This is a genomic window from Selenomonas ruminantium subsp. lactilytica TAM6421 (assembly GCF_000284095.1).
In the GTDB taxonomy this organism is placed as follows: Bacteria; Bacillota; Negativicutes; order Selenomonadales; family Selenomonadaceae; genus Selenomonas_A; species Selenomonas_A lactilytica.
Map to the genome: position 1 here is coordinate 12435 of NC_017077.1, position 17347 is coordinate 29781.

The 17347-nt window shown below is 50.6% G+C and carries 6 protein-coding genes; all 6 read right to left on the reverse strand.

Features of this window, described 5'->3' with window-relative positions; all coding sequences use genetic code 11:
* Positions 1–86: 86 nt before the first annotated feature.
* Positions 87–11525, reverse strand: a complete 11439-nt coding sequence (locus SELR_RS15590; RefSeq protein WP_041914914.1) for a leukotoxin LktA family filamentous adhesin — start codon at positions 11523–11525, stop codon at positions 87–89.
* Positions 11526–11627: 102 nt separating this feature from the next.
* A complete protein-coding gene (locus SELR_RS15595; RefSeq protein WP_014431014.1) occupies positions 11628–12716 on the reverse strand; it encodes a DHH family phosphoesterase in 1089 nt (362 codons plus the stop codon).
* Positions 12717–12780: 64 nt separating this feature from the next.
* Positions 12781–14472 (reverse strand): ShlB/FhaC/HecB family hemolysin secretion/activation protein, encoded by a 1692-nt coding sequence (locus SELR_RS15600; protein ID WP_014431015.1) that lies wholly within the window; start codon positions 14470–14472, stop codon positions 12781–12783.
* 214 nt (positions 14473–14686) lie between these two features.
* Complete coding sequence (locus SELR_RS15605; RefSeq protein ID WP_041914915.1) at positions 14687–15376, reverse strand: recombinase family protein; 690 nt, start codon at positions 15374–15376, stop codon at positions 14687–14689.
* A gap of 304 nt (positions 15377–15680) precedes the next feature.
* Positions 15681–16613, reverse strand: coding sequence for an Rpn family recombination-promoting nuclease/putative transposase (locus tag SELR_RS15610; RefSeq protein WP_050992830.1), 933 nt, complete (start codon positions 16611–16613; stop codon positions 15681–15683).
* A gap of 86 nt (positions 16614–16699) precedes the next feature.
* A complete protein-coding gene (locus tag SELR_RS15615) occupies positions 16700–17113 on the reverse strand; it encodes a hypothetical protein (RefSeq protein ID WP_231848199.1) in 414 nt (137 codons plus the stop codon).
* Positions 17114–17347 lie beyond the last annotated feature (234 nt).

Here is a 17347-nt window from a genome sequence, read left to right on the forward strand (position 1 = left end):
TTTATATCTGTACTGTGAGTTATGCTCTGAACTTTATCTATGTCTGCACCGATTTTATCGATGAGCTCATCGGTGGTGGCATAATTTCACAGATTGAACATGCCAAAAGCGGAAACATAATACTTCCTGTAATACTTGTCCACCACAGTCTGTCCAGAGGTTCCCCCCGTCCAGGTAAATGCGCTGGGAACAGGAGTATAGCCGGTGCTCTTGCCGGTCTCCCATTTCGCCGCAGCGGCATTGCCCGGGGTGTACACCCGATGCATAGTCCCCGTACTTTCGTAAACCTGTCCCCGCATAGTATCGCTGATGCGGATAAAACCATCCCGGTCGTTATTCGTAATACGGCCTACATAGAGTTCTCTCCCCGTGCCTATGGTGTCAAGACTTATGTCAGCCACACCATCCGCCACAACAATACGCCCGCTGCCGGTGTTGATGATATTCCCCTTGATATCCACATGCCCGCCGCGTACGTCAATATCCTCTGTCAGCAGGTGGCCCGTGGAAGGATTGTAGTAAATCGGTACAGCATAGTCATACATTTTCGTCTTATCGTTCCAAATCATTCCTTTCTGGCCCACCTGACACTTTTCATTTCCAATCACATCATCATCTGAAAACTTGTATATCTTCGCCTTTGATTCAACTTTATAAAGGTCATTATTATTGACTTTGTTCGTATAATTTGTGTACCCGCTCTGGATCAGGCCGTTGATATTCACATCTTTGGCAGTGATGGTGATGTTGCCCCCGGCGATGTAGCCTGTTTTCTCAGAATTGTCCTCATACATCATCTCGACACCGGTGAGGCCAATATCTCTTTTGAGAAAATCCTTGTAATAGCTGTAACCGGGAGACTTTATGCCAATCAGATTATCAGCGCTCCGACTAGTATAGTATTTCTGAATTTTCTCTGCCGTCTTTTCATCAAACATATATTTGGCAATAGGGTCTCTTCCCACGTTTACGAAGCCCGTTGGCCGCGAAAGGTTAATGGAGCCTTTTTCAGCAATAACGGAAACAGACTTGCCATTTACGGAGCCAGTGATGTCAACGTCGTAGTTCTTGTTGCTTATGCTTACGGCGCCGGAATTATTTTCCACATTTCCGGCGATGGAGATGTCCGGCCGGGAAAGCCTGTCCTTGTCTTCCTTGCCCAGGGATTTGATATTGATGGCAGACTCACCGGCAGCATCTCTTATGATTTGGTCATTCTGGTAAAGCCTGCCACCTCCCTCCTCTATCTTCACATTATTCAACAGCAGATAGGCATTGCCGTTGTTGGTGATATTGACCTGAGGTGCGCCATTAGCCGTAATGTTCTTATCTCCCGCAAGAGACGCAGCATTTACGATGACGTTGCCGCCGGATACGTTGATGTCCTCAAACTCCAGCCCCGCCATGGGAATTTCTCTCAGAATAGCCGTGTTGCCGTTAGTATCCCGATAGAGGAAACCTTCGCTGTCCATGGCGGCAACGATGGCATTAACCTCGCTCTCCAAAAGGCTGTACTCTTTGCTGCCCGGAGTATAATCCTTCATGGCATTCAGCACTTCGTCATAACGTTCGCTGTAGGGATTTTCCTTCGTAAGTGTCTTGGTCGTGTTAGCAACATTGACCCAGCCCTGCTTCGCCGTCACCTTCACGCCGCTGATATCAAGCCCGCCATTGCTGTCTCTCTTGAAGTCCCCCGTAATGTCAATATCCAGCTGATTATGAAGGCCAGCGGTAACCTTCCCCTGCACATCCACCTTAGCGGTCTTGTTCTGGGATACATCACTGTCACCAAGGGCCGTGCTGGTGAGGCGGCGCTTGCCGGTCTCTCCCTGCCCCCAGATTTTGAACTGACGAGCTGATTCCTCGATGTAGGAAGTGCCCTCATCTGCCCGCAGATAAGTATGGCGGATGGAGGTGGTATTGGCACCACTGCCCACCGTCACGCCCCTATCAAGAGTCAGCGTCTCATTGATGGTGGGCGAAGTCTCAGCGGGTATAAAGGTGGCATTATGGGCATTGGCATAAGTCAAAAGACGCAGGTTGGAGGGAGTCTTGTTTTCATCGGCCCCTGCGAGCAGCATCAGGTCATGGCCACTGGCCAGTTTCGTCGTGCCGGTAATGTCAATCTTGTCCTTCCGGGTGAGCTTGTTGGTGTTCTTTACCGTGGTAACGCCTGCAGCGCCACCTTCATCCACAGATTCTGCTTCCAGGTCATGGTCAATATCGCTGGTGGCAGCCAGGGAAATATCCCCTTTTTCCGTGGAGAGATTGGCATTGGTCACAGTAACCCTGTCGGTAAAGGAAGTATCTGCATCGCTGCTGCCCACCAGGATCTGGACAACGCCTGCCCCTTCCACATTGTTCTTGCTTACAATCTTGCTGTCGGTCTTGGCCTGGGCACGCAGGGAAGATACATCCTGCCCTTTGAGGGTGCCGCCGGTGATGTTCACATCAGCAGTGGCGTTAATGGTGTTCTTCACAGCAGAATCGCTGCCCGTAACGCCGCCGTAGCTGCCGGCCTTCTGGGTATCCTTGTAGTCAATATTGTTATTGGCATTGTAGCCCTGGGTGAATTTGGTCCTGATATTGGCATTATTCACATTGATGGCCGTGGTGTGCGTCGCCGTATTGGTAATGCCCACGCCGCTGCCGCCGGCAATGGCAGCTCTGGTTGCATCAGTGGTAAAGTCATGCTTGTCCGTAAGTTCTGCCCCGGCGGCAAAGAGAGAGGCATTCCAGTTGCCACCGACATTGGTCTTGGTATTGGTGGTCAGGCTGTTTTCCAGTTTGGCGGCATAGGGGGAGATATCCACTGCGGCACCGCCATCCCCGTCAGCTCTCGCCGTATTGTCCTCGGAAGCCGTGCTCAGGAGCAGGGCGATTTGCAGCTGCTTGTCATTGGTGCCATTGGCATTGATGGCAGAGTTCAGCACGCTGTCGCTCTTAGCCACATTGGTGCCGGAAGCCACCAGACCGGCGGCGCTGACACCGGCAGCCTTGATATCCTTGGTCACATTGGTATTGCTCATGGCCATCAGAATGCCACGTTCCTGAACATTTACCTTGCCAAGGTTAATCTGAGAATTGCCATAAGCATCTGCCCGGCCGGTATTGACCTGGGCCGCCACATAGCCGGAGATGCCCAGACCTTTCATGTCGGTGCTAAGACCGATTTCGTTCTGGGCGAGGATTTCCGTCTCATCGGCCAGGAGGCTTGTGCCATCGCCGATATCCACGGTGCTCTTAATCGGGGCAGACTTCGTCCCGGCAGAGGAATCCGCCACTGTTACCGCACCACTGACCAACAGGGAAGCGGCGGCAGACTTGGTCTCCGTCTTTACATTAGGAGAATTCAGTGCCGTAATGCCGATGGTGCCTGCACTCAGGCTGTTGGCATTCTTATTCTTGGCCGTATTTAACGTTACGGCGGTCTCGCTGGCATCATGGGCCGTGGCAGAGATACCCGTACCGGCTACACCAATGGCAGCGGAAACAGCCTGGGTGGTTACTTCAGCGGTTTTCTGATCATCCTTTTCCGGCCCGCGGGATGCGACCACCAGCAGTTTATCCGAGGTTTTCAGGGTGTTGCCACCCTGCAAGGCCACGGATACCTTGCCCTTGTTTTCCACATCGCCAATCAGGACATTCACGGAACCGGCTATGGCCCCGGATGCGCCCAAGGCGTCAATTTTGGCCCGGCTTTCATCACTGGCACCAATGGAAAGATTTTTAGCATTCATGGTATTGCCGGAAAGCTGCAGATCCGTAAGTCCGCTCTTGCTGACCTTGCCATAGGCTCCGGACAGAGCCAGAGTGCCGCTGAGGGACCCCTGCTTGACTTCCAGCTCGGAAAGACCGCCCTGATAGGAGGCAATGGTAATATCACCGGCATTGGCTTTGATGGTGGAGTTACGCACTTCCCCTACGGAGTTGCCTGCCACATCCAGCACAGCCACCGTGCCGCTGATGGCCGCACTGCCCCCTGCGGTAGCCACTACGCTCTTCATCTCGGCATTGGTCTCAGTACCTGCCAAAAGGGTCACATCCCCAGCAGAATCCAGAGTGCTGCCCATAACCGTAAGGCCGGAGGCAGAGTCCTTCTTCTTTGCTGTCATGATCACAGTGTCACGGGTATTGGTGATATTTTTCCCGTCACTATCCACCACGCCATGGGATTCTTCTTTCGAGAGGTTGCCAGCCTTCATCGCATCGTTTATATCCTGGAAGACATTGCTGACGTTTATCTTGGTCTTGCCATCACCAGCATCATAGGTTGAGGAAATATCCTTGCCCACATTGGTCACCATGACATTGAGGCCCATGGCAGAACCACCTATGGAGGCATTGCCCGCAGTCTGCCAGATGTCCTTGTTGTCGCTGGCTCCGGCATTGATGGCTCCGGCGTAGACTTTGCTGTTTTCAATATTCACATTGGTGGTGCTGTCCAGCTTGTTGACAGAAACGCCCACGCCTACACCGGCTGCCCCGGCGGAGCCCACACCGGCCTTCTGGTCGAGGATCAGCTGGTTATTGGCGGTGATATTGGCATTCTTCGCCCGTTTGCTGCTCGTGCCGATGGTGCTGTTTTTAAGCTGGGCCTTGGTGGTGCTGCTTGCTTCCGAAACGCCGATGGAACCGGCCAGGCCTGCGCCAACACCGGCCGCACCTATGCCGATTTCCGTGTAGTTGACCTTCATCTCATTATTGGCTTTGACATTCAGGTCGCCCTTCTTGTTGGCGGCATATTCCACATTGATGTTTTCTGCCGTGGCTTCGGTAGTGCCCGTATCCGACACATAGCCCACGGCAATGCTCAGGCCTGCGCCAATGCCTGCGCCAGTGAACACCGTGCCGATAAGATGGGAACGGGAAAGATGATCTGCCGTCAGGGAAATATTGCCGGCATTCTTGATGTTCACATTCTTGAGGAAGGCATTGGTGGTGCCATCCAGCAGAGTCACGCCAGAGGCGGCGTTGACCGCTGCCCCCTCACCGGCAAAGGAAGCGCCGGCAGCAAAGGAACCTACGCCCTGACGGGATTTGGCTTCGATATTGACATCATTGGCATACAAATCGTATTTAGCGGAGGGGCCAATCAGGGAGGCTTCCGTGGTGCGGGTAATCTTATTGGTGTCAGAACCAAGGCCCACAGCGCCCCCTTCCATGGCGATGTTCACCGTACCCACGCCCCCTGCACTATTGGCATAGTCGTGGGCGATGACATTCACATTGCTCTTATTGGCGGAAGCATTATTTATCCTGGCATCCGTAATGCGGGCCTTGGTGGAGCCGCCAATCAGGTTCACATCCACCGTGCCATTTACGGCCGCACCTGTACCCGTGCCGCCGGCATTCACCAGGAAGGATTTCATGGTATGGGTGCCGGAGGCATCCACCAGTAAGCCCGTGTAGCTCTTGGCCGTGCGGGCATCCTTCAGGCTATCGGAGGATTTGAAGAGATCCTGATCCGCATATTTGTCGAGGATAGCGTCATCGCTGACGGTATCCTTGACAGAATGGGTTGCATCCCCTGTGGATTTAATGACCGTATTGGCCCCTTCAACGGCCGCTTCCGTCTCACTGTCAATCTCGTTGACGCTGACAGAAGCCCCGATGGCTGCCCCCTGAGAAGAAACAGAGAGTGCCCCTACATAGTTGGCAATCTTCTCATCGCTGATGGCCGTGATAGCCGGGGACTTGGCGCTGATATTGGCACCATTGTTGACGAGGGCCTTGGTCTCCGTGTCGATAAGGTTCACGGTGGCCGAACCGGCCAGGCCCAGACCGCTGCCGTAATTTACGCCGCCGCCTACGCCTACCGTGGTGATGTCTGCATGGCTGGCTGCGCCCAGGTCAAAATCATTGCCGGTGAAGCTGCCGCCGGAGAATTTGGCCGTGGTATGGGTTTCGTCACGGGTGACACCCACGCCCACGCCGATGGCAGCGGACTCGCCCACAGCGGCCACGGCCGCATTGGTGCTGAAATCATCATCGGTGCTGGCTTTGACAGAAATATTGCCCGTGGAGTTCTTGACATTCGTATTGACCACTTCGGCGGTCACATCGGCAGACTTCAACCCTACTGCTGCGGCGCCGTTCACCGCTGGGGAACCGTTGGCCAGGCCTACGCCAAAGCCAATGGTGGTCAGGCCGGAGTTATCCGTAGCTGTAACATTGATTTTCGAGGTATTATGGTCAATGGTAGTGCCATTGATAGTCGCACTGTTGACCTGACGGTCGGTGTCGCCAATGGCATTATAGGCCACAGCGCCGCCAATGGCCGTACCCTGAGAAAGGGTGAAGCCGCCGGCTACCGCCAGTTTCTTCGTATCGTCTTCGGAGGCAACGGAAATGCTCGTGGCATTCTTCACCGTGCCGCCGGAAAGTTCGGCCTTGATGTTATCCGCACCGCTGTTTACGGCCACGGCACCATTGGCCGCCAGTTTTTCCCGGGAAGCTGCCACACCTGCGGTCACGGCATAAACCCGGCCTTCATTCTTCGCACTGATGGCCAACGACTTAGTTGTATTATCCGTAAATTGCGAATTTTTTACATAGGCACCAGTGGTATTTTCCAGGCGATTATAGGCGCCAGCCAGGCCGACTGCCACATTGCCCACAGAGACCTGTCCTGCCACATTGATTGCTTTGGCAGCTGTTCCCGCATCGATAACGGAAATGGGCATACCCTTGATGTCAGAGTTTTCCACCTTGGCGGTCACGGTATTGGCATCAGTCTGCCAGCTGAAAGAACCGCCAACACCCCAGCCGTCCGAGGTGCCACCGCCGCCGGCTGCTGCATTGATCATCAGGGTGCGGCTGTCCGCCTTGGTCTGGATACTGCCATTATTCCCGGTGATCTTGCTGTTATTGGTAACAGCTGCCGTAAAATCATTTTTGACTTCACTGATGGCAGCAGCTGCCGCGGCGGCTGCACCGCCCTCGCTTACAGATGCCCCTACACCCACCGCTGCGGAAACAACGGTGTTGCCGCCAGAGGAGGAAATATCTGCCTTGCCGTCGCTGTCCAGCGCATCCTTGAGGTTTTCCGCATAGGAAGCCCCGGTAGCATCCAGGCCGCTCTTGTTGATGTATTCGTCGTATTTCTTGGACGTGTCCTTGGAGTCACGGGCATCCACCGTCACGTTTTTGGCCGCAATGGTTGCGCCGCTGATTTCTGCCGTGGCTTCATTGGTAAGGCCGTTATAAGCCGCCACACCTTCAATGCCATAGGCAGAACCGTCAAAGCCTGAGCTCTGGGCTACAGACACACCAATGGCTGCGCCAATCTCGGTGATATTCGTGCTGACCTTATTGGCCAGATCTCCGGTAAGGGTATAGCTTCCCCCATCAATCAAAGCATCCATATCGTTATGGACACGGTTCACCACCACACTGCCGCCAACGGCGGTGCCCTTGGACTTGCCCAGGGCAATGGAGGCATTGACGCCGCCAGCTACCAATGTATCCGCATCAATCGCTCTGTTGGTGACAGAGTCACCAGTTACTGTATCGTTTTTCAGTTCTGCCTTGACAGTATTGTCCAGGTCAATTACAGACAAAGAGGCCGCCGCCGAGGTGGAGGAACCACCTGCTGCCGAGCCGCCCTTGGCCAGGGCAAGGCCCAGTCCCGCCGCCACGCCTGCGCCACTCTTTTCGGCATAATTATCAATGGAAGCGTTGACAGTGCTATTCTTTATGGCAGAAATCACATCATTCTCCCCGGATACCCAGCCTACGGCACCGGCCACACCCACGGTGCGGCTGTTCTCATTGTTGGGACCGGTATGGTTGTTCCAGGCAATACCTGCCGCCCCGGCATAGGAACCAGTATAGCCGGTATCCACAGCATGGGCAGAGAGCAGTCCCGGCTGGGAAGATTTGGTAAGGGTTATAGCAGCACCATCAATGACGGATTTTGTAGCAGCATCGCCAAGGCTGACGGCTACGCTGCCCGCCCCGGCCACGCTGATGCTGGGCAGTTCCTTGCCTGCCTGGGGATTTTTGGCCACGTTGTCCGTCTTGAGCATCTTGTTGTCTTTGACTTCCATGGCGGCCTTGAGCTTATCGGGGATGATTTTCTTCGTGGCATCGTTGAGCTTCCGGCTGACGTTGCTGACCTTGTTCTTCTGGTTCTGCATCCAGTTCTGGAATTTGGCAAGTTTGCCCACGTTTTCCGTATCGTCATTGGCCACGACGCCGCCTGCTACGGCAGCAGTGTTGATCATGCCACCGTTAACCGCGAAAAAGTCCGCACTTCCCCCCTGAATCGTTGCCCTGCCTATAGTCAGCAGGCTGTCCCGGCTCACATCGGTGACAGCGACCGCCGCACCAATGCCTGCGGAGGTGCCAATGCCCACGCTGCCCGCAATATTGGTAATCTGCGTGTCGTTGTCGGTGGAGATAGCCACCTTGCCCCCATTCAGGGCATTCAAATTGGTATCATTCCCCACTTCCACTGCGGCAGTATCCGATCCCTGCACCATGGAAACCATAGCTGTAATGCCCGCACTTCCCCCTTTGCCTGCGCCGGCAGCCACAGAAAGATGCGAGGTATCCTTGGTGGCCTCAGTGGCTATACCGCTGCCCGTCACAGACACATGATCGCCCAAAGTGACCTTGGACGTACGATCCGCATTGTAGAAGGAGAAAATACCACCCACGGAATTCTGGTCGCCGGAGTTCATGAGGCCCAGCACACCATTTACCGAAGCATCGTCACGGGTCAGATCGGATGTAATATTCACCTTGTCCGTGGCAGAAATCTGGGCATACTTGCCCAGACTAACCTTGGAAGTATCATCGAGCAGAGCAATATCTGCCGCCCCGGCCACGGCAAACTTGGAATTGTTGGCCGTGGGATCGATATTGCCCAGCTTGCCCCCGGAAGTCTTGGGCCCCACATAGAAGGTGCCATAGGAGGCAGGGTCGATAAAGGCCGTGAGCTTGTTCTTTACACTTGCCAGCTCACTGAGGCCTGACGGGATTTCTCCCAGAGCAGAAAGCAGTCCGGAAGCAGCTGAAGCCACGGCACCAAAGCGGCCTTTGTCCTCCTCATAGGCGTCCCAGGCCTCCACCAGCTCATCATAAGCTTTGCTGATGTCCGGGCCGGCCTCCCGCAGAGTCTTGGCCGTGGCAGCATCCTTCAAAGCTTTTTTCATGGATTCGATATTGTCATAAGTGAAAGTATTCTTGGTGCCAATGGACACCTCGCTGCCTTTAATGACCGCATGGCTGTCCTCTGTACCTTCTTCCACCACCACATCGGCTTTGTTTTCCAGGTCAGCCACGAGAACAGAGGCTTCTACCTTCACTTTCTGATGGCTCTCGGAATTCTCGTCATCAATCTTGTGCTGTTTGGCATTGCCTGCCGAACCGCTGGAATTCATCCGCAGGGATTCCGTGCTTACCGCGGAGCTGATGTCCACAGCTCCAACGGCATTTATGTCCGCCTGGGGAGTTAACGTGACCTTGGCCGTATTGCTCGCCGAAGCAACACCCACGCTGGCACCGGCGTTGAAGAGTTCGGACAGATTTTCAAACAGGGGATCCGGTTCTTCAATTTCCCTGCCGGTGATCTTGCCGAAAATAGAATATTGGAGATTGCTCATGTATTTGTCTGAAGTGGTGAGCAGCCCCGTATTTGCCGGGGTACCATCACCGCTGCCCAGGCCGTTCTTCGCCTTGACACTGAGCTTTTTCACCGTGTTGTCAGCGTCAAGGGACACATCTGCCGCCGCAATCTCCGTATCCACCTTCACATCGGCGGAGGAATCATGCACCAAGACCGCAGCTGCCGTGGCAACGGAGGTGTTGTCAAAACCTTTTACAGACACGGAAAGACTCAGTTTGTTCTCCGCATCGGCAGCAGCCTCGAAATCACCGGCAATATCCGTAAGCTGGGCGCTGTTTTCCAGTTTTACATTGCTGTGATTCTCACTGACCACCACACCAGTGCCCAATGCCAAAAAGGCGTTGTCCGAATCCTTATAGATGGTATTGGAAATATCCCCCTCAAAGACCATTGGTGCTGAGGCTTTTACACTCACGCCGCCTTCCTCGTCCGTGGTGGCGAGCTTGCCTTTGACGTTCACTTCTGCATTGTTTTTCACCACGCCCACGCCAATGGAAGTATTTTGAGCCCCCTGCTTCCATTTGAAGTGTTCCTTGGCTATATCAAAGATTTCCCCGGTAAAGGAATCAGGTTCTGTGGCGATGGCACCCGAAAGGCTGGACTCCGCGCTGACATTAAGAGCTCTGGTTACCTCCTGCTTGCCATCATTATCCGTCACCGTATCCTTGCCCGTAGCGGTGATGACGGCATCCTTGCCGATATTGACTTCAGCTTTAGCATCATGCACGGCCAATGACACGTCAATATCCGCAAAGCTCAGGATATCCCCGGCTAAAGTCGGCAGGTCAAGCTGCTTATTGAAAGCCTCCGAAATCTGATTGCCCCGGGAAAGGGCAAACTCATCCTCAGCAGTGGCGCTGATGTCCACCGTATCCCCTGTGACGCTGCCATCCACATCCACCGTAGCGGTCATGGAGGAAAGCATCATGGAGCCAGCATTCTTCGCTTCAGCAGAGATATTCACCTCGCCATCACCCTTTATGACGGCACCCTTTTCAATCTCAGCCTTGGGCTTGAGGTCAACATCCGTTACATCCCATTGGGCAGAATTGTCCCCCACTGCTGCTAGTTTGATGGCTCCGCTGTCCCCACTCTTTTGCAGCTGCAGATTGCTCGTCAATCCGGCCTTGACCGTATCCGAGACATTGACCAGGCTGGAAAAATCAACCGAGTCATTATTTATAATATTGGCACTATTTTTGATCTCAATCTTGCCTGCATGGGCAGAAATGCCGTCAACAGCATGAATCTGACCGCTTACGGTAATGGTGCCAGCAGCATTCAGCGGGATTGTACCGTCCTGAATGCTGCTCCACCGCTGTGAGAAGGCCGTATCATTTACGCCGCTGTCCCCCACCATGGCATTGTATTCCGACTGGGAAGGAGCCATAAGGTGTACGCTGCCCGCATTGATAACGCCAGTCGAGCCTACTACTACGCCATTGGGCGAAAGGAAATAGAGGTTGCCGCCAATGCCGCCGTTCTTCACCGCATTGACCGTACCGCTGATACTGGCCTGATTATTGACAAAGTTCACCAGACTGCTTGCATTCGTACTGCCCGGAGCAGTGCCCATATGCATATTGGCAATATTCCCTGCATCCAGTTTAAAGGACTTGAAAGCGTTGACCGCAGTGGAGTTCACCATTTTATCTGCATAGATATGGTTGACCGTATCGTTGTACTTTGTACCGTTGACTTTCTCAATATTTTGCGCCTCAGCCAATGACGGCATAGCCGCCGATGCCAGCATCGCCCCACCTAAGAGGACAGGTGCTACCCGCGCCAGGACACTTCTCGTATTGTTCTTACCGTGGCTCTTGGCATATTCGGAAACCACCACATAACACTTCCGCACATGGCTCCAGATAATCTTATATGTCTTATTCACGGTATTTCTCCCCTTTCAATCTATCTCTAATCCGTTAGAATTGCGCATTCATACCAACTTGAATCCTTATCTTGGATATAAAGTGCGATTTGCTTTCACCGTTTATTTCCCTTGAGTTGCCGCCCACTTTTCGATTTGCGGCTGAAGAAGACGAACTACCTTTTTTCTGGAAATATTTTTTTCCAGGATAATTTTGTTTCCGTCCACGGTTGCAAAGGCTTTTGCAGCGCACCCCACGGAACCAGGACCGTAGCAGGATATGGTTGCCGAATAGGTTTCTAAATCGTGAATTTTCAAAAAGAGCATATCCATTTTTTGCGTGTTAAAATTTTTCATTACCCAGTCGCCAAGTCGCTGCTCCAAAGCCTGTCTTTTTTCCGGCGTTAATGCGACGACCGTGGCGCAACCATAGGAAATGCCATTTACGGTAAATTCCTTGTAATCGGAATAGAAAACATCCTTGTCCGACATATTTCGATAAGCAGCAAATTCTTCTTCCATAGCGAGGAAATAGGCGGTTCTGTCTTTGACATTCGCTTTTTTCACGAGGTCGGCTGCCGCCTGCCGATCCAAGTCCGTGGTGGTGGTGCTTTGCAAATTGTCCGTATCTGACAGGATAGCGGAAAGCATCATTCCGGCCATGCCTTTTTCAATGGGAACATTGGCTTCACGATATTCCAACCACACGATGGTGGAAGTGCAGCCTATGGGCAAATTGCGGTAATAAGCGGGAGCTGCCGTTTTGACGTCACCAATGAAGTTGTGATGGTCGATGATTTCCAGTATGTTGGCCTTGTCCATCCCAGAAACTGCCTGGGCAAAGCTGTTATGGTCTACGAGTATGATATTTTTACTGGCGGCATTATCCAGCAGCGGTGGTTCCTGGAAATCAAAATATTTTAAGGCGTAGGCGGTTTCCGCATTTATCGCCGAAGTAATTCTGGCCTCGGCGTTTATACCCAGCTTCCGTTTCAAGTTTGCGTAGGCGATTGCCGTACATACGCTATCGGAGTCGGGAGGCCTATGTCCGATGACATAAATCGGGCCATTGCCGTAATCAATCCCCTGCATATAAGCAGGATAGTTAATCTTGTCATTGCGATCGGCGCCTTCAACGGAAGTGTACGGAATAAAAAACCAGATAAGAAAAAGGACACAGTACAGCAGTACGGATTGATGTTGCTTTTTCATGAAAATTTCCTCACTTTCACGTTAAGATTAATGACCGTAATCGCCTCAATCTATCGCCAATACTTTAAAATTGCGCATTCATGCCAAAGTGAATCCTCGTCTTGGACACCTGGCTGCCGTTCAGATCCTTTTCCAGTGGGAAACCGATGGAAAGATCCATATAGACCGTCTGCTTGATACTGGCCTTCAGCCCCAAACCGACACTTTTCAGCAGATGATCTTCATAGGCAGTATCCCCCAGGATGTCGCCATAATCGAAAAATCCATAAATGGAGGCCGTCCGTTTCCGGTTCAGCGGGATGGCGTATTCTGCGCTATAGGTAATACCGCTATCGCCACTGATCATATCACGTTTGTAGCCCCGCACACTGTTCAGGCCTCCCAGAAAAAACTGTTCTGCCGAGGGCAGGTTGTGTACCCCGCTCCATTGCAGGTTCAAACGTCCCGTAAAGGTATGGCCGTTGGGCCAGCTTTCCTGATACAGACTGTTTAAGCGATAAAGGGAATAATCCTTGGTGGCATAGGTTCCGTCATTAGCCTGAAAGGCCTGGGAATGACCGATTCCGTAATAATGCTGATGGTAGAAAGCCCAGGTCTTCCCATAACGTGTCGTGGCCAGGGACAGATAAAGGTTATTGGCCCGGCTGTCCAGCCAGGGAACAGAACCATCCATCATATCCGTCTGGGAGTTCTGCCGATAGACGCCGATTTTTGCCTCCGTACGGGTGGTCTGGTTCAGCACTATGGGATGGAGATAGGCTGCCCCCAAATACCAGCCATGACCATTGCTTTTAAGACTACGCATGGATCCTTCAATCAGCTCATTGGTGGAGGTACTGTAATCGAAAAACAGTTTTGCCCCCTGCCGTCCCACAGGAGTCGCATAATTAAGGCCCACTGAATCCAACCCCTTGGCACGGGTATAGCTGGCAGTCAGGCTGTCCCGCCGCCCTGACAGACTGCGGTTCGTGTAGTAAAAGCCCTCACGCCATTCCCCATTGTTGCTGCCGCCACTATTATCCACCGACAGGGTGAAGACATCGTTCTTCGGCTCCTGCAGCACGATCTCATAGTCCGTTGTACCGGGCTCCTTCCCGGCCTTCACGGTAATGCCGAGCCTGGCATCATTGGTGGCATTGAAACGAAAGAGCTTTTCGTTCAGTTCATTGAAATTCTGTACCGTTCCATTATGCAGGGGCAGACGATTTCGGATATAGCTTTCTTTCGTATGCTTGTTGCCGGAAAGGGATACTTGGCCGGTCCTGCCCTCAATCAGGGCGATATGCACATGGCCATTCTCAATGGTCTGCTGGGGCAGATATGCCTTGCAGGTGGCATAACCTTCAGCCGCATAGAGGGCATTTATCTTCTCTACGATGGCGGAAAGGTCTGCCAGGGAAACTTCCTTGCCCAGATAGGTCTCCGTGATCTCGTTGAATTTGTCGGCCTTGATGACAGCTGATTCATCTATGGTGACCCTGTTCAGGACAAACTTCACCTCAGCCTCACCTGCACTGACAGGCGTTTCCGTATTGCCCTGAACTTTCTCGTCCTGCTTCTTCCGGTCTTCCTCTATCTGCTGACGCAGACGCTCACGCTCAGCTTCCTCACGCTGACGGCGCATTTCCAGACCGGCATCATCCCGGGGATTTACCGGTGGAGGTGGCGGCGGTGCTGCCAAAGCAATGGTTCCACCACCCAAGCATAATGCTGCCATCAACATAACGGTCAATTTTCTTTCCCTTGTATCGAACATAAATCCTGCCTCCCGGAAGCTATGGCATGAGCCAAAATGATAAGTTCCAATAAAATGTGTTGTATTTGTATTTAATTCGTCAAATTATAGAAAATTCCTGTTTTATTCTGTCTATTATAGCCGCATGAATTGCATCTGCATAGTATTCATGCCCATGCTCCTCTATATTGTATATCGTAAGAAGTACGGAAAGATTAAGCGACCTGGCGCACGGTCATTCATCTATAAATTCATGTTCTGCCAGCTTCATCCCGCCAGTCTTATAATCTTCCAATTTGCGCTCCAGATAACGGATATTGCTATCAGAATAAAACGGGTCAGGATTAACAGACACTTCAGCTTTTTTTGCTCTTACAGCTCTTACTAAAGTACTTTTGCTTATACCTACAGCCGCAGCGGCTTCCTTATATGATTTCTCACCCTTGAGAATCATATCGACCGCAGCATCCTTCCTGGCTTTGTCTATTGGTGGCCGGCCCTCTCTAAACCCAGCCTTGGTTCTGGCAATGGCTTTCCCTGCCTGTGTCCGTTCCACAATCATATCCCGTTCAAACTCAGCAAAAGCCAGCAGTATGTGAAGCATGAGCCTGCCTTGTGGGCGCTCATCCACCTCCCCCATATTGAGGATACTGACACGAATCCCCTTATCAGTAAGTTCCTTGATAAGATTGGCCCCTTCTGTGGCAGACCTAGCCAACCTGTCCAGCTTGGTAACCATCAGTGTATCGCCGATGTTAAGCCGTGCCAGCAGTGCATCCAGCTGTGGCCGCTCCGTAGTTGTCCCGGTGTATTGTTCCTCTATGACTTCATCACAGCCTCCATCCATAAGCTGCTGCCGTTGTTCTGCAAGACTGTTCCCTTTTACCTGCCCACGGGTAGATACCCGAGCATATCCATAAAACATATGATTCCCCCTTATATGATCAGCATTGACAATGATTTTTCGGCGTTTTGGCATAAAATTTTTCCTAGAGTTGGCCGTTTTTTACTCCCAGAGTTGGCAAAATCTATCTTTATGACTATAAGTTTTGATATATTGTCATAGCCTGATTTTACATTGCTTCTCTATCGGTGTCAATACTTTTAAGTTTTGGTACCAATACTCATAGGTATTATTGTTTTGAAAAAGTATACTTTAATCACAAAGCACTAAAGGCAGGGAGATATTTCCCTGCCTTTAGTGCTTTGTGATGTTTTCTACTAACATATTATGCTAATGAGTTTTTTATTTCTTTTACGTTGGCCAGCGGTATAGCAAGATAAGCTGCAATTTCCTCCAGACTAAGTTTTCCAGCCTTAATCATACGAACCGCTGTATTACGGCGCTCCTCATCTAAAGCATCTTTTTTTATATCTTCAATCGCCTTGCACACATCAACCAACTCCTCTCCTTCAGGTACCTTAAAGTCCACATTGGTACAAACGCTTATGGTTTGCGCCGCCAATTTATCCAATTTTTGATAGTTATGGTTACGGTTTACTAAGTCCATTAAAGCCTCTTTATTATCAGAGTGCTTAATGAATTTCAATACTTCTTTTAGGTCGGATCTGAAAATATCCAACTGTGCATCTGTCATAGTTGCTGGTGATACCAGATTAACCTTGTAATCAGCAGCATAATTCACTATTTTGGGATTCATATCATCAGGATACATCTCCCGTAATGATAGCGGAGCATCCCACGCATCAGTTCCCCAATGCAATACTATGGTAATGACAGGTAATACTTTATCTCCCAAATGGAATCCACTTAGAAATTCCCTCTTATTAGCACCATAATCATGTGCTTTGCGGTAAGAACAAGCCGTCTTTTCTACCTGCCCTGCAAGTGTTATAGCATCGTACAGCATATTGCGAATGGCCATAGCATTATGTATTTCACTCTGATTTTCCACGCCCAAGATACAATAGGCTGCTTTGCCATCTGTCTTGAGCAAACTTTTCAATACATCTCTTGTTTTCTGTTCTGGCAAGGTTGCGCCATCAGAACCATACGGAAGAACAATTTCCGTTGTATCCATTTCTTGAAGGTCTTCCGGGCGAATTATTTCCTCACCATCAAAGCAGAAGCCATTGAATAAGTCAGCAAACTGCACTGGCTGCTTTATATAGTCCTTAGTTACCGCGTCTTTATCGCTCAAATTAGGACACCTCATTTCTTACCTTTGATTATACCATAGTATTATCACAAAACAAATTTGTTATATATTTGTATTTTGATTACAGTTTACCTTTTTCTAAGTTGTAAAATATATTCTTTTACTTTTAGATATTCGTATTCTGTCAGCTTGAAAGAACGCGTCCTCTTCTCTGGCGCATCTGTCTTAGGCCGTCCTGCACCTATACGATGTCCACCTCTTCCTAAGGCTTTTTTTCGTATAATTTCAGCTACTACTTTATATTCAGAAGGTATTTTATCAAGACGGCTATAGTTTTTCTTTTCTACTCCTTTGCCTATCGCATAGTCTAAGCCATTACTCCATATCAAAATGCCCTCTACTTTGCCATAAGCCGTTTGCACAGTGTTTTTATCCTTATCAGCTGGGATAACTGTTAAGTTTTCTATATCTCCTGCTGTATAGTGACCATTTCTCACATAATCACCGCCTTTTATTTTATGATTTAAGTATACTATATTCAAAACTATTTTGCAATATTATTTTTTCTTATAATATAAGGCATAAATAATTTATTATGTAAATGTACATTACGAACATAGTGTATATAATGTTTATAATGTACAAGATGTATATAATGTACATAAAGAACTTTGTGAACAAAATGTACATTTTTGTAATTATATTGAAAAATGTACATTTTGGGTTTATAATGTAGTAAATGAACATATGATTTTAATTATAGTGAGGTGTACATA

Excerpts from the sequence above, each read along its gene's own strand:
- SELR_RS15595 (WP_014431014.1), bottom strand. The coding sequence starts at position 12,716 with ATGAAAAAGCAACATCAATCCGTACTGCTGTACTGTGTCCTTTTTCTT.
- SELR_RS15600 (WP_014431015.1), bottom strand. The coding sequence starts at position 14,472 with ATGTTCGATACAAGGGAAAGAAAATTGACCGTTATGTTGATGGCAGCA.
- SELR_RS15605 (WP_041914915.1), bottom strand. The coding sequence starts at position 15,376 with ATGTTTTATGGATATGCTCGGGTATCTACCCGTGGGCAGGTAAAAGGG.